At 36.4% G+C, this 23,438-nt stretch carries 20 protein-coding genes; 7 read left to right on the top strand and 13 right to left on the bottom strand.

Features of this window, described 5'->3' with window-relative positions; genetic code table 11:
- Nucleotides 1–49: 49 nt before the first annotated feature.
- From FFU37_RS20460 to FFU37_RS18260, 8 genes are all read right to left on the bottom strand, one after another.
- Nucleotides 50–1,357: a DUF4145 domain-containing protein gene (locus FFU37_RS20460; protein WP_239022745.1), complete on the bottom strand. Its 1,308-nt coding sequence runs from the start codon at nucleotides 1,355–1,357 to the stop codon at nucleotides 50–52.
- Complete coding sequence (locus tag FFU37_RS18290) at nucleotides 1,354–2,313, bottom strand: viperin family antiviral radical SAM protein (protein WP_138490234.1); 960 nt, start codon at nucleotides 2,311–2,313, stop codon at nucleotides 1,354–1,356. The genes FFU37_RS20460 and FFU37_RS18290 overlap by 4 nt, the downstream gene beginning before the upstream one ends.
- 692 nt (nucleotides 2,314–3,005) lie before the next feature.
- On the bottom strand, nucleotides 3,006–3,614 hold the full coding sequence (locus FFU37_RS18285) for a dTMP kinase (RefSeq protein WP_217496778.1): 609 nt from the start codon (nucleotides 3,612–3,614) through the stop codon (nucleotides 3,006–3,008).
- Nucleotides 3,615–3,702: 88 nt separating this feature from the next.
- Nucleotides 3,703–4,374 (bottom strand): hypothetical protein, encoded by a 672-nt coding sequence (locus FFU37_RS18280; RefSeq protein ID WP_138490233.1) that lies wholly within the window; start codon nucleotides 4,372–4,374, stop codon nucleotides 3,703–3,705.
- On the bottom strand, nucleotides 4,364–4,792 hold the full coding sequence (locus tag FFU37_RS18275; RefSeq protein ID WP_138490232.1) for a hypothetical protein: 429 nt from the start codon (nucleotides 4,790–4,792) through the stop codon (nucleotides 4,364–4,366). Before FFU37_RS18275 ends, FFU37_RS18280 begins: the two co-directional genes overlap by 11 nt.
- Nucleotides 4,785–5,621, bottom strand: a complete 837-nt coding sequence (locus FFU37_RS18270; protein WP_138490231.1) for a hypothetical protein — start codon at nucleotides 5,619–5,621, stop codon at nucleotides 4,785–4,787. Before FFU37_RS18270 ends, FFU37_RS18275 begins: the two co-directional genes overlap by 8 nt.
- A 378-nt stretch (nucleotides 5,622–5,999) precedes the next feature.
- On the bottom strand, nucleotides 6,000–7,499 hold the full coding sequence (locus FFU37_RS18265; RefSeq protein WP_138490230.1) for a hypothetical protein: 1,500 nt from the start codon (nucleotides 7,497–7,499) through the stop codon (nucleotides 6,000–6,002).
- Nucleotides 7,500–7,616: 117 nt separating this feature from the next.
- Nucleotides 7,617–8,483, bottom strand: a complete 867-nt coding sequence (locus tag FFU37_RS18260) for a hypothetical protein (protein ID WP_138490229.1) — start codon at nucleotides 8,481–8,483, stop codon at nucleotides 7,617–7,619.
- 252 nt (nucleotides 8,484–8,735) lie between these two features.
- On the opposite strand from FFU37_RS18260, the gene FFU37_RS18255 reads away from it, so the two are divergent.
- Nucleotides 8,736–10,628: a winged helix-turn-helix domain-containing protein gene (locus tag FFU37_RS18255; protein WP_138490228.1), complete on the top strand. Its 1,893-nt coding sequence runs from the start codon at nucleotides 8,736–8,738 to the stop codon at nucleotides 10,626–10,628.
- Between the two features lie 431 nt (nucleotides 10,629–11,059).
- On the opposite strand, the gene FFU37_RS18245 is transcribed toward FFU37_RS18255, so the two are convergent.
- A complete protein-coding gene (locus FFU37_RS18245) occupies nucleotides 11,060–11,269 on the bottom strand; it encodes a hypothetical protein (protein WP_039488742.1) in 210 nt (69 codons plus the stop codon).
- Between the two features lie 812 nt (nucleotides 11,270–12,081).
- On the opposite strand from FFU37_RS18245, the gene FFU37_RS18240 reads away from it, so the two are divergent.
- Entirely contained in the window at nucleotides 12,082–12,960 is an 879-nt protein-coding gene (locus FFU37_RS18240; protein WP_039488743.1) for a hypothetical protein, read from the top strand.
- Between the two features lie 291 nt (nucleotides 12,961–13,251).
- On the opposite strand, the gene FFU37_RS18235 is transcribed toward FFU37_RS18240, so the two are convergent.
- On the bottom strand, nucleotides 13,252–13,719 hold the full coding sequence (locus FFU37_RS18235) for a hypothetical protein (RefSeq protein WP_238719445.1): 468 nt from the start codon (nucleotides 13,717–13,719) through the stop codon (nucleotides 13,252–13,254).
- A gap of 199 nt (nucleotides 13,720–13,918) precedes the next feature.
- Complete coding sequence (locus FFU37_RS18230) at nucleotides 13,919–14,311, bottom strand: hypothetical protein (RefSeq protein WP_039488745.1); 393 nt, start codon at nucleotides 14,309–14,311, stop codon at nucleotides 13,919–13,921.
- Between the two features lie 876 nt (nucleotides 14,312–15,187).
- Between FFU37_RS18230 and FFU37_RS18225 the strand changes: the two genes are divergently transcribed.
- On the top strand, nucleotides 15,188–16,081 hold the full coding sequence (locus tag FFU37_RS18225; RefSeq protein ID WP_138490227.1) for a LysR family transcriptional regulator: 894 nt from the start codon (nucleotides 15,188–15,190) through the stop codon (nucleotides 16,079–16,081).
- A gap of 34 nt (nucleotides 16,082–16,115) precedes the next feature.
- Here FFU37_RS18225 and FFU37_RS18220 read toward each other — a convergent pair whose 3' ends face one another.
- Together FFU37_RS18220 and trhP are read right to left on the bottom strand one after the other, a co-directional pair.
- Nucleotides 16,116–16,988: an EamA family transporter gene (locus FFU37_RS18220; protein WP_138490226.1), complete on the bottom strand. Its 873-nt coding sequence runs from the start codon at nucleotides 16,986–16,988 to the stop codon at nucleotides 16,116–16,118.
- Nucleotides 16,989–17,212: 224 nt separating this feature from the next.
- Nucleotides 17,213–18,598 (bottom strand): prephenate-dependent tRNA uridine(34) hydroxylase TrhP, encoded by a 1,386-nt coding sequence (gene trhP, locus FFU37_RS18215; RefSeq protein ID WP_138490225.1) that lies wholly within the window; start codon nucleotides 18,596–18,598, stop codon nucleotides 17,213–17,215.
- Between the two features lie 275 nt (nucleotides 18,599–18,873).
- Between trhP and ndk the strand changes: the two genes are divergently transcribed.
- The 4 genes from ndk to FFU37_RS18195 all read left to right on the top strand — a co-directional run bounded on the left by ndk (nucleotide 18,874) and on the right by FFU37_RS18195 (nucleotide 23,434).
- A complete protein-coding gene (ndk, locus tag FFU37_RS18210) occupies nucleotides 18,874–19,305 on the top strand; it encodes a nucleoside-diphosphate kinase (protein ID WP_002961288.1) in 432 nt (143 codons plus the stop codon).
- 170 nt (nucleotides 19,306–19,475) lie between these two features.
- Complete coding sequence (gene rlmN, locus FFU37_RS18205; RefSeq protein WP_002961289.1) at nucleotides 19,476–20,606, top strand: dual-specificity RNA methyltransferase RlmN; 1,131 nt, start codon at nucleotides 19,476–19,478, stop codon at nucleotides 20,604–20,606.
- Between the two features lie 126 nt (nucleotides 20,607–20,732).
- Complete coding sequence (pilW, locus tag FFU37_RS18200; RefSeq protein ID WP_138490224.1) at nucleotides 20,733–22,571, top strand: type IV pilus biogenesis/stability protein PilW; 1,839 nt, start codon at nucleotides 20,733–20,735, stop codon at nucleotides 22,569–22,571.
- Nucleotides 22,568–23,434 (top strand): RodZ domain-containing protein, encoded by an 867-nt coding sequence (locus FFU37_RS18195; RefSeq protein ID WP_002961292.1) that lies wholly within the window; start codon nucleotides 22,568–22,570, stop codon nucleotides 23,432–23,434. The genes pilW and FFU37_RS18195 overlap by 4 nt, the downstream gene beginning before the upstream one ends.
- The last annotated feature ends 4 nt before the right edge of the window (nucleotides 23,435–23,438 follow it).

The following is a 23,438-nucleotide window of genomic DNA, read 5'->3' as shown; positions in this document are numbered from 1 at the left end:
GATCATTCATTGTTTAAATATAACCATTTAACACTATGAATATTTGCATTTATTTTCCGCAGCAATTTTTATACTTTAAATTAGAGCCACATGAACAGGGTTCATTTCGTCCTAATTTAGTGGTTTTAATACAAGGCTTTTGCGGTTCTACTTTTACTTTGTCACCTTTAATTTCCTCTAGTAAACCAGAAAATAGCTCTCTTATTTTTAAGTACTTTTCATCAAGGTACAAAACTGCATCTAAGTTACCAGTAGCAATTGCTTGGCATAAGTAATTTTGAGCTAGTTCGTCATCTTTTTTAACTAACTCACCTTTGTAATAGATTTTACCTAATTCAAACATTGATTTATTACAGCCTAGCCCTACTGCTTTTTTAAAACTCTCAACTGCTTTATCACCATTAATTAGGCTAGCTTTACCTGAAGAATATAAAACACCTAACCTCTGATATAGAAAAACAGTATGCTCAGCCCTTTTATGGGTAAGGTATTTATGTGCTTTTTTATAGTCTTCACTTAAATAATGGCACCACCCTAAATAAGCGTAAGCGGCGTAAAAGCCTCTTTTCGCTAATGCGTTTAGTAATATTGTTACCTCAGTAATATGCAGGTTATCTACTTTATTATTGAGACATAAAAGAGCATATTTGAATAGAATTTGATGGCTTTGCTGAGCAATACTAATTTGTTTATCATCCGTGCTAATAACATCGGTTATCGTTTTTTTTGAGCAAAGTTGAAAAGCACTTTTATAAGACTCAGCTGCAAAAGAATACATAGTCTGCGCGCGCGCAGTAAAAGATTTTTCATCTAAATCTTCGCTTTCAAAAACTTTTCCCATTTTTTCGTAAAAATCACCTAAGCTTAAATACTCTTTATAGTCACAAGAGATTAAGCAGTTAAACCACAAGTCTTTATGTTCTTGGCCTCCCACATCTATTAACTCATATTGAGGTAAACGCTCACCAAGCCCTAAGCTCAAGTAAGCACTTTCCAGTAAATCTAAGATTTTTTTCCTTGAAACTAACGCCTTACTCAGTAATATCTCGTTACCCAACTCCTTATTATGTACCCCATCGTTTGTTAACTCTCTAACAGCATGAAATAGCTCTCTATCTGCTCCATGAATTGCACTGATATCTGCAAGTTCATTTATTTGCTCCCATAAGTTTTTATTAGTAAATTCATAACTATGGTGTTGCGCATATAGTAAGCATAAGGTCTCTAGTATTTTGCGAAATTTAAACAAACTAACATCAGGGCTTACATTCATCAGTAATAGTGCATTTTTGTAATCTGAAGCAATGGACTCTTTAAACAATGCTGCGAATTGTTCATCATTATTTATAGTGCTCATGCTAATACTCCCTGCTTTAACGCGGCGTTATTTTTAAGCTGATACTCGCTATTACTAATGAGGCTAACTGTATTATCCTTTTTATATCGGCTAGTAAACGTCTCCCAGTTTATTTCACAGACTTCTAATGCTTGCTTCACACCTACATCTAAAATTAAATCACCATAAACATATCCATTTTGAGTTGCGCTATTTTGATAAAAGCGTCCTTGAGGGTTAATCATTAAATAAGAATTTGTCATTGCTTCGTTGTCTTCTGCCACCATGACTTCTTTTAATGAAGCGTGGCGTTTTACAAACCCAGAAAATTGCTCATCAGAAACTAATAAGTTGCTATTTAGTACAGGCAGCACCTGAAACACCTTCCATTTTTCGGGTTTTATGTCTGCTATTAGCTGCTCGAATGATTCTTGGTAATTAAGGCTATTAACAACGGTGTTTAACTTTATTGTAATGGATGGATTAACGCTACGAATCTGTGTAACTGCTTTAATTAAATCGTGGCTTCCAAAAGACTTACCTTTACGATCTATTCGGCCAATATCTTTACGTGCAGTTGAAAATTGGCTATCAAAACTGATCCCAATCATTGAAAACATGGCACCATAGTTATCTATAAAAGAGTCTGTTAGATAGTGGCCATTAGTAATTAGCGATAAATTAAAGCCTAGCAACTTTGTTTTTATGATTAACTTTTCAAAACGTTTTTTAAGTATTAGCGGCTCGCCACCTGCAAAATTGATTCGCACACTTTTGTAAGGGAAAACTGCTTTTACTTGGTTGGTATTATCGTCAAAAAAGTAATCGGCTAATTTTTCTAGCATTAACTCTGCGTTTTGGCCATCAGCTTGTATTTCGCTGGGACGATCCCACTTTGCATAACAAAATTTGCATGAGTAATTACATACTTCTGTAACGTGATAATTAATGACTAATTCATCAATAGAGTTATTCATGCGAACCTCCTAACACAAGGTTCAATAACGTTGTTTTAATAGATGAATCAGCTAATGAAAGTTCATTGGTTTCATTGAGTAATGAAAAAAGAATTAAATGGTGCATTATAATCTCCTAATATCACCGCGGAATGCGGTGACTTCAGGAGCAAGTATCAAACTGTGAAATTCACAAAAAAGAAAAAACAAATTATTTCACCAGAAATTTACAGGCAATTACAATTTTAAGGTTAGGTGTTCGGTTGCTATAACCCCCACCTTTTTGGCCAAAAGATATTTCCATTGAAGTGTATAAAATCTAATATTTAAAAAAGGCTATCAGCTTTATATGCATTTACCGCTAAGGCTTTGCATTACTGGGTTAAAGCTACTGAACGTTACATGAGGTTGGGTGGTATAAAACTGAGATATAAACTAAAAAATTACAACGTGGTGATTTTATTAAAGATGGTAAATTATCATTGAGGAAAATTTTTTTTGCTGAGATTAACAACCTACTGGTGGGAAACTAATTTAGGAGTTAAGGTACATATTTATATCTGAACTAACAGAAATTCAAGTCTGAGCTAGTACAACTTAGTTAATTTACCGTACATCTGGCGTTTACTGCTTAAAACATGGCATTTTTTCATAAAAGGGAATTATGAAACAGTACATTTATTCATCTTCCCCCTTAATTAAGAAACCTATTTTTAGTTGCAAACACCAGCAAGTACGCTTTCAACTTGCTCTTTCATTTGTTGGTAATTTTCTCCTATTGAGCGACCTCTTTTTTGCGATGTATCAACCTCTACAATTGGAATATTAAACCATTGAAAAATCTTTTTATAAGCAGTTTCTACGCAATAATTTTGCGTAATAACATCTCCATACCACTGAATACAGCCATCTCTAGCATCAATTCTGTCATTTATAGTTTGCGCATCGGCCTTCACAAATACAATGACGTCTGGCAGAAGGATGCTTTGAGCAATATTAAGTGTATCAAAAATGGCCTTGACGACCTCTTCTCCAAGCATGACTGTCTGATATGCCAAAGTTGAAAAAATATACCTATCGACTAAGACGTCTTCATTCTTAAATACTGTTGATATAGCATGACTTTTCAATACGTTATTTAGTAAAAAAAATAGAAAAGCACTTTCCTTGGATTCATAGGTGCCAATGAGTTTTCTTAACTCCTGCGCTTCTTCCATTACAGCTGAATAAACAACAGTGTTTTTTTCTTTTGCGTACATAGAGCTTAGCGTTGTTTTTCCGCAGGCATCAAGCCCTTCAAAAGCAATAAATTTATTCATCATAATCTCCTAATATCACCACAGTGTGCGGTGACTTCAGGAGCAAGTATCAATCTGTGAAATTCACAAAAAAGGGAAGGCAGTAAATATTTTAATATTTATTCAGCAATAAACTATATTCTTCGTATTCTGCTTTTTTAGTGTTGTATAGAGTTACTAGCCATTGACCCTGTTCGCTAATAAACGCATCTGGGTTGTTGGTAATTAGTTTACCCAAAACACCAAACTCACCTTCGATGACGGCTTTAAGTGCTAAATCATATGGGCTCGATTGCGCATCAAACTCAATAGAATCAGCAATCATCTCCAATGAACTATATTGACCTTCATTAAATGGATATGGAATTTGATCTTGTGACCAATCTATATTTTCATCTGTTAAAAAGAGCCTTAAATCACTAATACGCTTATCAAGTGCTTGAAATAGTAATTTTTTAGCCTTCCACTCCTTGGTAAATTGATCAAAACTTTCAGTGTTGATTTTTTCGCCATTGAGCCAATTTACAACTAATTTTTTATCTTCAAACAACGTATCTAGAATAACCAGATTGCGAATAAATACATGATTACCTGCTTTAATAGGCTTTGGCACATAATCGACTGACTCAGATTTTATATCTTCCTCATCAAGTAGTTTAGCTTTGAGATTTTTATCTTTAACGTAATAATTTAAACGACTTCTCAACCGCTCTGGTAACAAGTTGCGGTCAATTCCCAAAGCTTGACAGGCAACCGCTGCAATACTTTTATTTTTACCAGCCATACTGATTCCCATAGCAACCAAGACGTTTTTTTGCGCCTTGAACCGTTAAAACACCTTTCGCTACAAATTCGTAATCAATTCTGTTTGTCTCGACACCGCACTGTTTTGCTACTCTATAAATTGCGCCAATACACATCCCTGCCAAATTGGCCTCCTCTAAAGATGTACTCATTGAGCCAAGTAGTGAATTTTTTTGTTCTAAAAATTCACTACAATATTTTTTAAGATTAATTTTATAGTATGAATGGTATCCGGTGCACTGCCCCGCTAAGTGCGCTTCAGTCACAGAAGTTGAAAGCTTTTCTAATAGTGAGCGTTGTTGCTCTTTTTTTTCTTTACACGCAAGGTCTATATCAACTTTCGCTAAACTGCTTGAGCTGAAAAGAATGAATATGACGAATATAAACCCTTTAAACATTGGCTGTGCCTGCTTCTGTTAAGTCTTTTTCAACTACTTGCTTTGATGGTTTTTCGTCAGGTTTAAAATTGATTAGGCACATAATAAATAAGCTAATTATTATTATGTCATCAATCCAATAAATGTTGTATTTACTCACAATAAGAACAGGAATAATGCCTAGTAGGCTTACTTTCATTAATATGTTTAGTGAATGAATACCTAGTAAGCTGATACTAAAACGGAATGGAGTGATAGCTGATTTTTTATACTTCCCGATTAAATTACTCGCTGTTTTACAATTTACAATCCAAAACCAGCCTATTAGTAACTTAACGAACAAATTGCCCTGGGTTTTATATAACACTAAAAAGCTAATAACCCCGAGCGCTAAAATAACGATTAGCGTGATTAAAAAGTGAAACAAAGAGTGAGCCCAATGGTTTGGTTTTGATAACTGCTCTACTTGTTTAGCTCTTGAAAAAAAGTAAAATTTCGATGAGTCCCCATCAGGCGCGAGTTTTTTTTGCTGCGATAAGTATTCAAAGGCAATCATATGTTTGGCTTTATATATTGCAAAGCCATTGTCTGATAACTGAAAATCTTCATTTTCATCTAGTAATGTATTTTTTTTATCTAAATACGCTATTGCATCTAGCGCAGTAGTTACTTTTTCATCACTTTTATGGAGTTCTTTAGGTACTTCAAACCCTGTGTCTTTTTTTAGTGATGCAAGGTTTACCCGCCATTGCTGTATTAATTGATTCTGGGATAGGTGGTTATCTTGAGTTTCTGCTTCTACTTTTTCATTAGTATCGGTGGTGTTCGAATGCTCGTTATTACTTTCCATACTTCTCTTAATATCCTTATACAAATAACTAAATTGAAGCTTTTTATACTATTAAAACTAAAGCTCTTATATTTTTATACTTATGAACAGAGTGACGGTTAGACACTTTAATCCATGAAAAATCACTATCTAAGGTGAATTCAACATGAATAACCTAATGATACCGCAAAGATTAAAACTTTATAAAACTTAATTTTCAAAAATCGGTGAAGGTTCCTTAATTAATAAACTTTGGTTCATATAAGACTAGCTAATTACACTTAATGGCTTTCACTAACAAAGGCAAATTATAACAAGAGTACTTTTATTAATTAAAACTTACTTCAGTCAAAAAAGGGGCTTCTAATAGAAGCCCCTTTGCTCTCATACAAACAAAATCTATTTTTCTAATTCAATCATATTGATTAACAAGTTATCAAAAACTTCTGCATTTAGCGTTGAAGAAATGATCTCACCATTTGGTGAAAATAAACCGAATGACAACTCTTGGTTACGTTTAAACATCGCCAAACCTACATAATCATCAACACGAAATGCAGCGATGTGATTGTTAGCAGTTGCAGTATAATATTGCAAAGACTGATTATTAACTTTAATAGTAGGCGTCATTCTCGCATCTTCAATATAATTTAATCGACCTTCGTCTACTTCACCATTTGCATATTCAGCAACCAGTCTCGCTTCGTAGTCAACCTTATAAACAACATGATCATAATCACCTTCGCTGTTTTTAGCAAAACCTGAGTAAATAGAATGCCACCAATCTCGACCACGTAACCCCATACCCTCATCTTCTTTAACATCATAATTATCAATCCACATATAACCATTTGGAAGAAAATTATCGTTTTCTACTCTTTTGTAAGCTTTGAAAAGCAGTGCTGTTCCATTATCTGATTTGTGACCATATGCGAAACGATATTGAGCATCACCAGCTATAGCTGTACTGTGAGTATACATAAAATCTACACATTCTTTCTCTGCATCCAATGGGATAGGCTTATTTTCTGTAATATATTCTTTAACTGAACAATAAGCATCACCAATACCCTCGGTGATCGTTATACGGCCAAACCCATCATCTTCAGTAACACGATCAAAGTAATAGGCACTCCAATCACCCACTAAAAGAGGCTCAGATAGTTCTTGAATAAATGGCCCATTACCCGCACCTCCATCAATGCTTGGCACAGAAACATACATCTGCCCATAGCTATCCAACTCGAATGAAATATCTGCTGGACTAACACCCGACTCCAGAGTTGAATATACATAATCAGCCACTAAAGACACACTCTGCGGCACACCAGAAAGAGAATCCCCCTCTTGCAACAGCTTAACGGAATAATCAGACGCAAGCCCTACCAAGATAGCTTGAGGACTCCCTGACTCCAAAAGCGTTGTGTAGTCTCCTGTCACTATGTTTAAGTCAACAAACCACATATCAGCAATTGACTGCATTGAATAGCCAGAATCAACTGACATTGTTGTTACAGCACTCACGTTAACAGTACCTGCTTCTGCGTACATTGTGTAAGCGCCATCAACAAGGGTACCAGTATTAATATCAAGTGTTTGCTCTGGCACTGCGTCAATAATAATTGCTGTATCTGCGTAGTCACCCGATACTGTAAAAGCGCCAGATGTTGATGTTAGGCCCAAAAATTCAGACTCTTCACACACAAAGTTTTGATTTACATCAGCACACACACGAGCATCACTTAATGGAGCCACGGTACCGATAACAAAATCCGTAATAGTAACAGTGCCCGTTGATGTGTCACCAACTGAATCGTTCACTTTTGGTGTAGATTCTGAACCACCGCCACCACACGCCGCAAGTAAACTACAAAGAGATAGAGCAATTAATTTTTTCATTTTGTTTATTCCAATATTTTTTAGGGCAAGTAGGAAATTGAGATAGAAACTTAAAGTATTGATTTTTATTTTTAAGCGCACTTGTCTAAGCACGCTTTTTAAACGGCTTAAAATAACTCAGCTATTAGCAACACTTATAAGATGCTCGAGTAAAACGCCCATCAGCTTTTCATCATATTGTGATGTACCGTCAGGGCTTACAGAAACAGGATGACTTAAACGATATTCAACTTTTGACTTACCGCGATACAAAAAGATTTCTAAATCTACATTTGCAACCGTACCACCTGAATTAAATGCAAAACTATTCTTGTAAACTCGCTTGTTTGACTTGTTCTCATTAGGTCGCTGCTTTAACTTCCTCTCAAAACTTGTTTGAACTGATGCAGGGTCAAACTCAACATCAAATGAGCCACTCGAATAAACATATTTATCAATATCTTTACCCGGTTTATCCATCACATTATCGAGTAACTCTTGAAGTGTTTTGTCGCTTATTGGGGAAGATATTGGAATAAACAATGCGTCAGAAGCATCTTCTGCAGTTGCAGTCACTGCAGGTAAAAGGTTAACTTTAAAAGATTCAGTTGTTTCTTCAATTTGGTAAGGAAATGCAGTGTGAACTTTTGAAAGGTAAGTACTACCTGTGCGAAATTTATCCCCGCGAAAGTAGGTAATCTTCACTTCAGAATCAGTTAGAGAAACTTTTTTACCCCATATTAATTTTATGTCTGCCGTTTGCCACTTTCCGCATTCGATATCGCATTGCGTATATCCAGTATGTGCTGAAACATGCTCCCTTAGAGCATTTTTCACAGCTCCTAAAGTAACAACATTACTTGCAACGCCTGGTAGTTTTTTATATTCAAGTGTTTTATTTTTAGCCGTTAGACTCAACGGGATATCCCTGATATCGGGAGTTGACTTACAACCCGAAACAAAAGATAAAATAACAGCGATTACAGCAAGTCTTTTTAAGTTCATTATTAATAATTCCTTCTTATTTAAAGTTTAATTAAATGCGATTGTGTAAGCTTATATACAATGGTTTTGCAGCATGTTTTTTCACGAAAGGAATATCTATGATTTTTTAAAAAGGAGGTAGTGAATAAATATAAAACAGTGTGATTTAGTGTGAAATATTATAATTATTAAATAGTTATAAATATCATGGGGATTGTTGAAATAATCAAAACAAATGGTTAAACTCCCCGAAAAAATAATAAAGCTCTCCCTGTGAACTATAAAATCAATGACTTTTTAATCTCACCAGATATTAATTCAGCATCAAAAAACAACGAAAAACTTGAATTGACCTCCCAAGAAATAATTGCACTTAAACTGTTTTTTTCGTCCGATGATGGTTTTGTTGATACACAAACTCTTGAATCAGAAATTTGGGGGGAACGCATTGTAACTAAAAACTCACTTCGTAAACTGATAAGTGATCTACGGTTAAAATTTGGCGATAGGGAATCATTTAAAAACTTAAGAGGCAGAGGCTACAAACTCAAATTTGAATCGATTGAACCCTCAACGGTTAATCACAAAAAAGTAAAGAATTATAAGTACTTGTTCACTTTACTATTTATTATTTTGATATGTATTGTGGCAATTTTATCTTATAGCTATAAGGGTAACTTTGAAACATTACCGAAAGTTTCTACCCAAACCGTTTTTGAATCTAAAGATTATATTTTGGACTATGCAACTCATAACAATACGTTATTTGTAACTGCGCGAGACAAAAACACATCAAAATTATACAAAGTTTTAAATCGTCAAAACACAGTGTTAATGTCGGAGAGTTATTCTGGTGCATATCGCGGCTTAGAAATTCATAAAAGTGGCCGCACCATAATGCATGTAGTTGAAGATTCAAAATGCAAAATTAAAATTTTTCAGAGGCCTGTCGAAGACCAAATAGATGAGATCCCCTGTAACAGGCAAAATGCATTCCCCTCTTTTGATTGGATTGATGAAAATAGGTTTTACATTACTTTTAACGTTGATCCGAGTTCATCAATTAAACCTTTTATATATGACCTGACAACTAAGCGATTAGAAGAAGTCTTTAGTACCAATTTTGAGTCAGAAAATAAGAAAAATTTTATTGATGCATACATTAAAGGACACAATGATGGCGTATTTTCATTAAGAGAGAATTATTTAGATAAAATGTCTTTGACTTACTTTGAAGGTAATAATAGGAGAACACTTTATAAATTTAGAGCTAAACCTTATTCCGTTGCTGTTGCACATCAGAACCTATTCTTTGTAGGTAATAATAATGAGCTATTTATGTTGCCCTTATCAGATGACATATTATCTCAAGATATAAATTTATCACTTTTGATGGCATCGCAAGCAACTAAAATTGATGACCCTTTAATCCTTGAAGAACAGCTCTATTTATCTTTAGGTAACATGGCAAAAGAAGTTATATATAGTTCATCTGGAAATTTTACTTATAGTTTAGAAAATGGTGTAAGAGACTTCACCTATACTGATAAGGTGCTTACAGTTTTAGCATTAACCAATAGTGGTTACGCAATAGAACAACTCAAAGATGGACTTGTATTTAATACTATTTACTTCGATTCAAACCTGAGCCTTAGGCATATAGCTTTTTTTAAAAACGAAATATTCTTAGCTGGTGCTGATGGTGTTTATAAGTTAGTTGAAAATAAACTGATTCAGATTAGCAATATAAAAACTACTGAGCTCGTGTCTAACGGTAAATGTATGATCGCAGAAGGTGAAGGTATTCATTTACTTGACAAAAGAACACATACTTTCATAAAAATAGTAGAACAAGGTGAAAGAGCATTTCAAAGTGAGCAAGGGTGTTTATTTGTTGATACTCTTACTGGGAATATTGTTAATGAAAGTCGTGAAATAATAAGTAAGCAAACAAAGAGAAGGCTATTAATTGAACATAAAGGTATACTTGCACACCGCTACAATGTTAAGGAACAAACACATATTGTGGATATCAATACTGGTAAAGTAATAGAAAAAACAAAATCACGCGCCAGATTTACAAAGCTTATTTCCTATGAGGACGATATTCTATATTTAGGTGAAGCTGATGTTAATACATCCATTTTGAGGTTGAAATTAGATTAAAAGAGTATCAGCTATAATCACTCTGAACTTTTTATAGCTAGGGTATTTAATTTCCATTGAGTAAGTAAGCGCATTGAAATTTGATGAATCTATAGTATGCAAAATTTCATTTTTCATACTACGGAACGTAAAAAAAGCGCCTTGATAAAGTCAGGGCGCTTTGTGTTTAGGACAAATAAACAAGGGTTATACAAATTTAAATAGCAAATATTTGAGCATGATTCTCATACTACGCCCATTACTTTGGCAATATTTCTCGTAGTTAATTATGCCAATAGCCATCTTAGTGCAAAACAAACTCAGAGCTATAAACCAAGCTAAGTCTTCAGTTGATTGGTACAGTGTAAACAGTAACTCTGAGCCACCAAATGTAATGGTCGAATATACGATTTCTATTCGATACCGACTAATTGCTTTCAATATTTTGAGCATTAAAAGCCATCATCAAACGAGTCAAATGCATCAAAACAGTCACCATTACTTGAATCACTTATCGATTCTTCAATTTCATAAACAGTCATTACTCTATTAGGCTGGCCCACCACATTGCCACCAACATCTACGATATTAGTGCTGGCATTTGTGATAGGTAATCCTGTTGTTGGGTTAATAGCGATATCAGTAACGTCATTGTTTTTCATTTTTCAAACCTTATTAATCATTAATTTCTGCTATCAAATTTAATGATTTCGTGATAAAAAACAAACTTGTTTGACTGCGCAGCTCAGCAACAAACAGTTTGAATTAAGTAATTAGCCCTTCCCTTATTCCACCTAATTTTATTAAGTAAAAACCTTTTATTCTTTTCTAAAAAATTCATTAATAAGTTTAATTTGGAGGCGGCTTTTGTCTGCAAGACAGGTTTTTTAAAACGCATTTTTCGGCACGACAAACTGCAAAAATAGCGCCTCAGAATGAGGCCAACAAGCGCGTAATGTGGCGTAGGCGAAGCCGTAGACACATGGAGACAGCGCGAATGTACAGGCTGGTCTGTACTAACCGCGATAATGTTTCGCATCAGCGAAATTCGATATTAATTTGGCACAAATTGATATCGAACCATCTATTTTCGTCAGAAAATAAAAGCGAAGAAAAATGCGGATAATGGGGCACCCATCGCATTGTCTGAAGCGGCAGTATGGCGGTTAGTACGGAGCGTAGCTCGTACATTCGCGCTGGGTCTACAACGCTAGCGCGATAGCGCGTCGAGTCAGCTCGTTGCGGAGCAACACCAGAGCTGGCGGGCGTTTTAGTCCCTATGGTTAAACAACGAAGTTGAGAGACCATCCGCTGAAAGCGGCTTTTGTTGCGATAATTATCGCGACAATGTTTCCGTGCATGCTGTCAGAGCATCTCGGAATGAAAAACGGCAATGTAATTATAAAATGATGATAATTTTTGTGTTGCGGTGCTAGTTAATTTTACTAATTAACTCATCAAAAGGACTTTTGAATTGACTCAGAAACCATCAAAAGATTTAGAAACGAACAACCTACTCCTCACTCACTACCCTCGCTATTTTGATATTGATATGCGGTATTATCCAGGCGCAAACAATCATCAAAAAGGGGTTAACCGAACTAGGTTGACCGTATTAATCGCGATTCGATTTTCCATTATTACCCCAGGCATTGTTCGTTGGTTATATGCCATCAATCATCGGTTAGCTTTAGAGCATTTAAACCGGCTAGAAAACGATGGTTTTTTGCGGGTGGTAAAAACACACCGAAGCCCAGACGGTCGAGTCTATGTACCTACCTACACTGCAGCCAAATTTGCAGAGGAGTTAATGGGCATCGATATACATTTTAGAGCGAATAGAAACCCTGCTCTGCAGTTCAATCAAAACAATGTAATGCATAACCTGATTAATGCATTTGTCATGCTGCGCGGTATACATAATTACCACAGTGATGAAACGTACGCACCAATGTGGAATGGGTTTATTACCGAGCCTGAATTTAAACGTATCAATAACCTATCTGATACACGAACTGTGGATGGCGCTGTGCTACTTCCTGATGGCTCAATAGTCGCTATTGAGGTGGAACACTCTTTTAAAAACAAAACTGCACGACAGGCCATTTTACTAAAATATTTGTCGTCTTTAAAAAAGGGCGATTACAGTAAGATTTTTTTATTCTCCCAATCAGTCAAAATTTTTGATGACATTAAGCGACTCCACGAACAGTTATTTGAGGAAATGCCGCAACGTTTTGACAAGAAGACACGAGCACCACTTCTCAGTGAAAGCGATGCTGAATTACTTCACTCGTCTATTATTTTCCGCACTAAATTATGTGAAGAAATTAATGAAATGTTTTATCAATAAACGATAGATAAGCAAAGGGGGAATGGATAGTAATCCATTCCCCCTTTGCTTTTGGCCTATTTAAAGCCTTGCCAACATTATTATTAAAAACACGCTTTTGTGAAGTAATAACAAGGCGCTATATTTGCGTCACGCCTTCCCCTAGAGGTGTAATCTCTATTAATGAGATTGAGCTGCTTAAACCAGTTTTCAGCTTAAGTAGTGAGCCTGCAAATAATGACTCATGGCATATTTTAGGGGTAATGATTAGGCAGTTATTTTATTATTAAAATAACTTATATTTGTCCTTTATTATTTATTTAGAAGACTGTTTATTGAATCTTGGATATTACGATCAATACGATCTTGTTCAAACTCGTCAACAAATTCATTTTCAATATCATTTTTATAGTCGTCTTCAAATTCATCCTCGAACTTACTATCAAAAACTGAATCAAAGCGCTCTTCTGGCGCATCACTAAATGCTTGCTCTGGCTCTTCATAAAACTCGTCATCGTAATCAGGATATGCTGGTACGGGTTGGTGTACATCGTTTATTAAACAAATCATTAATTTATACATCAACAATTTTACGCCACGATAATTAAGATGTTTTTTATTAAAAACTTGAGGCTCTACAATAGCCCAAAAGCCTTTAAAGTTAGGGTTATCTGCACTTAGCATGAGTTTGTTTATTTTATGATCGTTATCCCTTACAACCGTTTTGACATCTTCTAACAGGGTGATAATGTCTAGAGTAGAGGTATATCTGCAAGTCATAGAATTTCCTTATCGTAAATTAATTTTGATAATTATTATCCGTTAATAATTACTTACTCCCCTTATTATGAGGTTATTTATAAATAGGCACTCTTAGGGAGAAATAGTGACTTTTTTTGTGAGTTTAAATTATTTATTTAAAACACAATTGGATCAGAATCTTTAAAACTAAAAAGCGAGCCTAAAGGCTCGCCAGAGTTTATGAGCTTTCTATTAACCGTAACCAACTGTCTTCTGCAGCTGCAAAATATACGTTGGGTTTTAGCATAAATAGCTGCTCAAATTCTGCACTAAACAAGCTGCAAAAGTTTGTTATGTCTTCAATATGTATGAGTAAAAAAGCATACATCTCAATACCTTCCAAATACCTCTCCGAGAACTCAGGATTAGCAGCTAGTAACTGTTGAGAAATACTAATACCCAGCACACACCCCACGCTATCTCGGTGTAAATAAACGTAATTGGTGAAACCTAGTTCTAGTGTTTGCTTATCAACAACATCAGCTAGTAGCAAAATTGTAGAGCTGTCATCCCACGGTGATCTACTAGCGCGTACATATTGGCGAATAAACGGCGATTTTTGGTCTTTCATGACTTTTCCTCGTTAATTTGTCCTAAAACTAACTAGGCATAAGTGAGGAGAAAAATTGAAAGGTAATAAGATAAGAGACGTAAATTTGCAAAACACATCAAAAGCATTAAGGTTAGAGTATAACTTCAAATGTTAAGGTGTAGAAATGAGCGACTTTATATGGTTGTTACCGGCTACTGTGCTGACCGTAATATTAATTAGGCTTATTAAACAAACAAAGAAGGTAGATTAAGTTAAAGCAATAGAAAACTTCTTGGGTATAGCCGACTATAGCTAAAGTGACCAATAAGTCACTTTAAAACCCAAAATGCAGCTTAAAGATCCCTAAAAGGCACTTTATAGTTGTGTCATAAAAAAGAAAAATCTAAGTTTTGCTTTTATTAACTCTCAATTCTCTTTTCCAAATTAATTCTTTAACCTACAAAACATAAATATAAGATTCAAAGACTCTATAAGTCTAAAGTTTTCAACTATTCAGTTAATACAATTTGCCTTTTAAGACTGTTTTTAAGATACTAGCTTAGTGTTAACGAGTTACGTAAAGTCGTAGCACAAGCCATAGCACAACAAAGTAACAGACTGTTTTTAAAGACTTTAATTGAAAACCTTATAACTATCGCAGTTAATGCATTTACTATTTATGAGTAGAGCCATTTTTTAGCCTTTTCAATTAAAATCCTATAAAAGAAAAAATAGAACATTTACTGCTTTATTTTAAATAATATGATTAACAGCGTTAAATTATGCATTTTATTAACTTTTTCTTTGTTGATCTTTATCAATAAAAACCTCGGTCTTCTCTACTTTTAATCTCTAATGAAATTTTAAAGTGCCGCTGTTAATATTGTCTACCTCCTAAATAATAAAGTAGTTCTGATGGCAGCTAGTTATTCTCTTGATGATTTACGTTACTTTTGCACCATAGTAAAACTAGGTAGCTTTAAAAAAGCATCCATAAACCTTGGTATGTCACTATCAACTTTAAGCCGTAGAATACGTTTATTAGAGCAAGCTCTGCAATTAACGTTACTAAATCGAGATGCTCATCGGGTAACACTTACGCATACTGGCGAATTATATTACGACCGCTACTGCAAGTTATTTGACGAAGTAGAGTGTATTGAGCAAGCACTTTGTGATGAGAAAGACCAACCTAAAGGGAAAATTAGGATCTCTGCACCCATTTACATGGGTAAACACTTTTTAAGTGCAATTTTTTGTGAGTTTTTACTGCAATATCCCGATATTCAATTAGATTTACGCTTTTCAAATAATCTTATTGATATTGAAAAAGAAGGGATTGATATCGCGTTTAGAGTAAGAAACCCAGCCATCGATAATTGGGTTATTAGAGAACTTAAGCTTACTCATAACCTGCTGTGTGCTCACCCAAACTATGCTCATCAATCCATCACTCATCCGGAGCAATTAGAAGAACACCCAAAAGTTACGTGCGTTGGGCTAGTCCCGTGGCAGTTAAAAAATCAGCAAACGAGCGAAGAATACAGTTTTAATCCAAACACGCATGTCCGGTTAGAAGTTGATGAAATTCAAATGATGAAACAAGCCGTTGAGTCTGGTGTGGGCATTAGCTACATTCCTGATTATATAGCATTGCCTCTTATTGAAGCCGGGGAGCTTAAACGTATTCTTCCTGACTGGCAAAGTAAAGAGCAGCCATTTTCTATGCTTTATCGCGACAGAAAACAAGTACCTTATCGGGTACGACTATTAATAGAGCATACATTGCAACACTTCAACGAAAAGTAGCAATGTATGCTTTTAAAAAGAAAGCTTTAAACGTTTAAAAACTAAGCCTAAGTACAATTACACCTAAAAATGCTGTTGCTAATCCTATCACTTCTTGGCGTGTAAAAGACTCTTTTAGGATGATGCGTGAGTACAATAAAATAATTAAAATGTTCATCCCTGAAATTGCCGAAACGAGCCCTGTATTACCAATTGCAAAAGCCGATATTATTGCCACCATACCTGCCACGTTTGTTAATCCAATCAGTAACCCGTATGAAAATGTTTTACTCGCAGACCAATACCCTTGAGAAGTGCCTTGCTCTGCTAGCATTTTTTTACGCTTTACTAACCAACTAACAGCAAAAAGAAAACTACCAAAACCAAACATAGACGTTAGCGTTGCAAACGTATCGGCCTCAAGAAGTGTTGATTGCTTACCCATTAAATCATTAAATGCAAAGGCAAGTGCAGCGAGTAATCCCCATTGCGCACCTTGTAGGTTGTTCAACGAAATATCGCTTGAATAACGAATGATATAAAGGCCACCAAAAATAATGAAAAAGCCAATTAATTGAATTGTTGTTAAGGTCTCCTGCCACAATAAAAAAGCAAATAAAAGGACAAACAAAGGCGTCAATCCCGATAAAATACTAATTAAAGACGCTTTACCAACCGAAAACCCCTTATGCAACAAACCATTAGCAGCAAAAGAGCCAAAACCTAACGCTAGCCCAACCGTAATGTCTGCCCAGCCATACCATGTATGTTCAAATACCACAGTACCTAGCGCACTAATAACAAATCCTACAAAAAATACACCGAATAATAATAAGTTACGGTTAATCTTTTTCTGCGACGTCCATTGATACAACACTCCTCGAGCACCAAAAAAAACGGTTGCGAGTAATGCAAAAATTATCCACATACAAAAATGATTCCTTTAAAAAGTAATGGGGTAACAGTGAGGAGCGATTTAACAACACGTGTTAAGTACGAATATCCATTATATTCGCTTTTAAAATTTTATAAATAAGCATTAATGATAAGATAAATTCCATAAATGGTATTTAAAAAATAGCAGATGAAGATATAACTGCTCAGCGTCACTCTATTTAATAAAATAGCTTTGAGCAGTTATTAGAGTGGATCCTAACTGACCTCTTTGAATGGATTACGGGTATCTTGGTGCGCTTCTAGATTACGCATTAAAATAGCGTGATCTAAATTAATGCCCTCATCTAGCGGGATTTTTACAATGTGACCAGAACCTTTAGCATCGCTAATACTTTTGCCTCTTTTGTTTTCCATATATTCAAGCGTAAAAGTAATGTTACCTTTTGGTGTCATAAGCTCTAAAGAGTGACCAGTACAAAATTTATTTTTAACGTCTATTTCAACTAATCCATTTTCGCAGCGCCCAAGTACTTCACCCACAAATTGCTGCTTAGTTGATACAGAGTGACCGTATTCATAGTTTTGATAATCTTGGTGGGCATGGCGTTTTAAAAAGCCTTCGGTATAACCACGATGCGCTAAGTTCTCTAATGTTTTAAATAAGCTAGTATCAAATGGTTTACCCGAAGCCGCATCGTCTATTGCTTTACGATAAGCTTGTGCAGTGCGCGCCACATAATAAAATGACTTAGTACGCCCTTCTATTTTTAAACTATGTACACCCATTTTTGTTAACTGCTCTACGTATTGCACAGCGCGTAAATCTTTGGAATTCATAATATACGTGCCGTGTTCATCCTCAAACGCAGGCATATACTCACCAGGGCGACCTTGTTCCTCAAGAATAAATACATCGTTGCTTGGCGCGCCTTCACCCAATGTAGGAATCACCTGTTTGGGGTCAATTTTATGTACCATTTCGCCAGTTTCGTTCTCAACACCAGGTTTTACATCGTAATCCCAGCGACATGCATTAGTACATGTGCCTTGATTTGGATCGCGCTTATTTATGTAACCAGAGAGCAAACAACGCCCCGAATACGCCATACACAGTGCGCCATGAACAAATACTTCAAGTTCGGTGTCTGGGCAGAGTGTGCGTATTTCGGTTATTTCTTCGAGCGACAGCTCTCTTGATAAAATAACCCGTTCGATCCCCTGCTTTGCCCAAAATTGTACACTCGCGTAATTGACCGCATTCGCCTGTACTGATAAGTGAATGGGCATCGCAGGCCATTTTTCACGAACAAGCATAATTAAACCAGGGTCTGACATAATCAGCGCATCGGGCTGCATCGCAATAACTGGCTCTATATCACGTAAATACGATTTAACTTTAGCGTTATGCGGCGCAATATTAGACACCACATAAAACTTTTTATTTTGCGCATGCGCCTCACTAATGCCTATTTGCAGGGTCTCTAGGTCAAACTCATTATTACGCACACGCAAACTATAACGAGGCTGCCCCGCATAAACCGCATCTGCGCCATAAGCAAACGCGTAGCGCATGTTTTTTAAACTGCCTGCGGGGCATAATAATTCAGGAATAAAAGGCATTGAAGAAATAACGGGTAACATGTGCGCTCCATACATCGAACTGGGTTTAAACCAGTTGCATGAGTTTTACCAATTTGATTGAAAAATTAAGCATTAATCCAGTGAAATTGGTGTTATTGAAAAATACATAAACACAAGCGCAGCAGTATAAATATGGCTAATAATTTAAATTTGATCGAGATCATAAAACAGCAATCAAACTGGTTTTTAATAAAATTAGGATTTTTCACTTAAAACGCGTATAATTCGCGCCCGTTAATATTCACACTTTTACTTAAAATTATTGGAGCATAAAGATGGCTTTAGAGCGTACTTTCTCAATCGTAAAACCTGATGCAGTTGCTAAAAACCACATTGGCGCTATCTACAACCGTTTCGAAACTGCTGGCCTTAAAATCGTTGCAGCTAAAATGGTTCACCTTTCACAAGAGAAAGCTGAAGGTTTCTACGCAGAACATAGCGAACGTCCTTTCTTTGGCGCTTTAGTATCTTTCATGACATCTGGTCCAGTAATGGTTACAGTTCTTGAAGGCGAAAACGCTGTTCTTAAAAACCGTGAAATCATGGGTGCTACTAACCCTGCTGAAGCACTAGCTGGCACTTTACGTGCAGACTACGCTGATAGCATCGACGAAAACGCTGTTCACGGTTCTGATGCTGTTGAATCTGCTGCTCGCGAAATCGCGTACTTCTTCGCTGACGAAGAGCTTTGTTCACGTACTCGTTAATTCGAATTCGTTAACAAAATGAAAAGGGCTTTCGGGCCCTTTTTTAGTCATTACGCAAAGTATCCATAAGTGCATTTTTTGATATTTTACTTAATGATTAAAGTGAGTGAATTGTGTACAATTCGTCCTCGTAAATTTTTATCTCCACCGTCACCGATTGAGGTTGTTTCATGACCGAGCAAAAAAAGATTAACTTATTAGATTTAAACCGAGATGCAATGCGCGAGCTATTTGCATCGTTCGGTGAAAAGCCGTTTCGTAGTGACCAGGTGATGAAATGGATTTATCATTTTGGCGTAGATAACTTCGACGAAATGACTAACGTAAATAAAAAGCTTAAAGAAAAGCTTAAAGCTGAGTGCGAAATTGTAGCGCCAGAAATAACAGTTCGCCAACAAGCAAGCGACGGGACTATTAAGTACGCGCTTATTCTTGAAGGCGGCCAAGAAGTAGAAGCCGTTTGGATCCCTGAAAAAGAGCGCGCTACGTTATGTGTATCATCACAAGTGGGTTGTGCGCTTGAATGTACTTTTTGTTCTACTGCTCAACAAGGCTTTAACCGTAACTTAAAAGTATCTGAAATTATTGGCCAAGTTTGGCGTGTAGCTAAAGATATAGGCCTTGATGGTCATAGCGAAAAGCGCCCAGTGACTAATGTTGTAATGATGGGTATGGGCGAGCCTTTACTTAATCTTAAAAACGTAGTGCCAGCAATGGAACTAATGATGGACGATTGGGGCTTTGGTTTATCTAAGCGCCGCGTAACATTAAGTACTTCAGGCGTTGTACCAGCTCTTGATTTACTAAAAGAAAAAATTGACGTAGCACTGGCTATTTCATTGCATGCACCAGATAACGCACTGCGTGACATTTTAGTGCCGGTTAATAAAAAGTACCCTATTGAAGAGTTTTTAGCGGCGTGTCGTCGTTATATCGACGGTTCAAAAGCTAATAAAGACGTAACTGTTGAATACGTTATGCTTAATGGCATTAACGACAGCACTGACCAAGCGCATGCATTAGTACAAACGTTAAAAGGCACACCGTCTAAGGTAAACCTTATTCCGTTTAACCCGTTCCCGGGTAACGAGTACACACGCTCAAGTAATAGCCGTATCGACCGCTTTTCAAAAGTACTACAAGCTGCAGGTGTTACCTGTATTGTGCGCCGTACTCGCGGTGATGATATTGACGCCGCTTGCGGTCAGTTAGTCGGTGACGTAGTTGACCGTACTAAACGCTTAGCTAAAAAGAAAATCCGTGACGATAACGCGATTGCCGTTAATATCCACCAAGCATAATCTGTAACAGCCTTATATGAATAAACCATATAAGGCTGTTAAGTTGTTTATTTTTAAATAAATGATGCAAGAGTAAAGCTTTTAGGTAAGATAGGCGACATGGACTAAAAATAAAGAGATAAGGTAATGCGATCTATACTTGCTATAACACTATCAACACTTGCCCTAAGTGGCTGTGTGAGCGAAAGTAGTTATAACGGCAGTAATAAACCCGTCGTCGAAAATAAAGTTAATAATACTGGTGCAGCACGAACACGAATTGCTTTAGCCCTACAGTATTTAAAAACGGGTAATAATTCTCAAGCCAAATACAATTTAGAACGTGCAGCAGCATTTGCTCCTGACCTACCTGAAGTACATTACTCTCTTGCTTATTACTACCAACAAGTGGGCGAAAACCCGCTAGCTGATAAAGCCTACCAAAAAGCACTTGAAATCAAGCCAGACGATCCTAACACCCTCAATAACTACGGTGTGTTTTTATGTGGTATTGATGAATACGATCGTGCAACTGATCAATTTTTAAAAGCTATTGAAGTACCAAGTTATATTCGCGTTGCCGAAAGCTACGAAAATTTAGCCTTATGTGCTATTGAATTTGATGATTTTGAAAATGCAGAAAGCTACTTTCAACAGGCACTTAATCACAGCTCTCAGCGTACATCTACATTAATTAGCTTAGCCGCACTGTATTACGCAAAAAGTGACTTATACAAAGCCAGTGAACTTTTAAAACGCTATGAAAGTACGGGCCGAGTATCTTCTCGCGCATTAATGCTTAGCTATCTTGTAAAAAACCGAATGGGCAGAATTGAAGAAGCTGAAAAAATTTCAAACACTATTTTGCAAACTTACTCTACCAGCAACGAAGCCTATGCGTTAAAAGAGAAAAGAACACGTTTTAATGAGTTTGAAATACTGCGAGAAAAATACCGTAAAGCGCAGTTAAAAGAACTAAAAAATGACGCAAGCGGCGCGCATGTTAGTTCAAAACCAAAAATAAAAGTTATTAGAAAGAAACGTTCGCCAGAGGACGGGTCAACAAGCTTGGTAACAAACAACGAGCAAAAAACAGATAAAAAGCTCGCAACAGCAAATAACCAAGATGTAAATCCAGTTATAGCAAGAGAAAAGCAAGCTCAAGCATTGCCAAATACGCTCAGTACGCAAGCCGACGAAGCAACCGTAATAGCAAAACAAGTAACGACCCAAAAAGAAGAGGCTCCTAAAGTCGTCGCGCCAAGCAATCCTACCGATACATCGGCTGTTATGCTTGCACTTACTACTGAGCACGACTCTGCAGATTCTATAGTAGCAGCGCCTGAAAAAGCGCAACCCGTTTTAGAAACTAAAAAAGAAGTTATAGCAACAAAACAACCGGCTAAAGCCGATGACGAGGTAACAATAATCTCGTTTGGCGCACCTAAAACAGGCCAGTTTAATTCGCAGCAAACTAGTAACTACAGTAATTCTGCACCTGCAGTTACAAATAAAAAAAACAGTAGTGACGTGGTATTCTACGAAGCGACTAAAAATACAACCGTTTTTGAAAACAGCAACTATCAAAATAATGCTGATATTGAATTTAAAAGCTACGAAGCAGTGCAAAAAACTGAGCTTCCAATGCTTAATCCTAAAGTATCGCCTTTACGCGTGCCATTTCATGTAATTGCTGTTGGCGAAAACCTATTTAGCATTTCGGTGCGATACAATGTTAAACTACAAAAACTCCTGCAATGGAATGGTTTAAAAGAGTCGGATCGGGTAATGAATGGAAGTAAAATATACCTAAACGATCCTAATATTTATTACGAAATTAAAGCTGGTGATTCCCTTTACGATATAGCTACCCAGCGGCATGTATTAATTGATGAATTAATGCGATGGAATAAATTAAGTCCTGATATAGCATTAAAACCAGGGCACAGACTTTTACTAGTGGATCCAGACTCATACACATTATGAATGAAGAAAATACGCAAACACAGAGCGAACAGCCAACTGTAGGCCAAATACTAAAAAATCATAGAGAGCAAGCAAACGTTAGCATCGCAACTATCGCTGCACCGTTAAAGCTATCTGAACTTCAAATTAAACGCCTTGAAAATGATGAATTTGCGTTACTAGGCCCTATCACTTTTGTTAAAGGCTATATAAAAAATTATTGCCGTGAATTAAAAGTCGATAGCGCACCTATATTAGCAATGATGCCGGCTCCACCAGAGCCGACCAAGCCCGCTAATATGCAAAGCTTTTCGCGCCGAACAGAAAAAGAAGCAAGCGACAGCCGTTTAATGTTTTTTAGTTATTTAATTTTAGCGATTGTTATTGGCTCATCTGCTTTATGGTTTTGGCAAAACGCCACCCCCATTGAAGAGCAAACCAGTAAAATAAACGTTGCCAACTCAATAATGAGTGAACGACAAGCAGCTCAACCCAGTATTTTACAGCAACAGCAACAAGCCGAAATTAACGACGAATCACTATTAGAATCAAAAGATACGCTTGAAACATCAACAAGCTCAGAAGCTGTTACAGAAACGGCTCCTATTACATCTAACAACGAAAGCCAAGAAGATGCTAGCAGTACAATTGTTATGAACTTTAACGGCGAAAGTTGGGTTGAAATTTACGATGGCGAAGGCGAAAAAATAGCATTCGGCGTTAAAAAAGCAGGCTACATTATGACCGTAAGCGGAACGCCTCCTTTTTCAGTTGTGCTTGGTAAGCATGACGCTGTAGACATTACTTTAAACGGCGAACCTGTAGATGTTTCTGCATTTCCTAAAAACCGTTTAGCCAAATTTACATTACCACTAGCAGAGTAGTCGC

The sequence above is a fragment of the Pseudoalteromonas distincta genome (genome assembly GCF_005877035.1).
GTDB lineage: Bacteria > Pseudomonadota > Gammaproteobacteria > Enterobacterales > Alteromonadaceae > Pseudoalteromonas > Pseudoalteromonas distincta.
The sequence above is the reverse complement of the archived record's forward strand: the minus strand, read 5'-3'. Positions and strand labels throughout refer to the sequence as shown.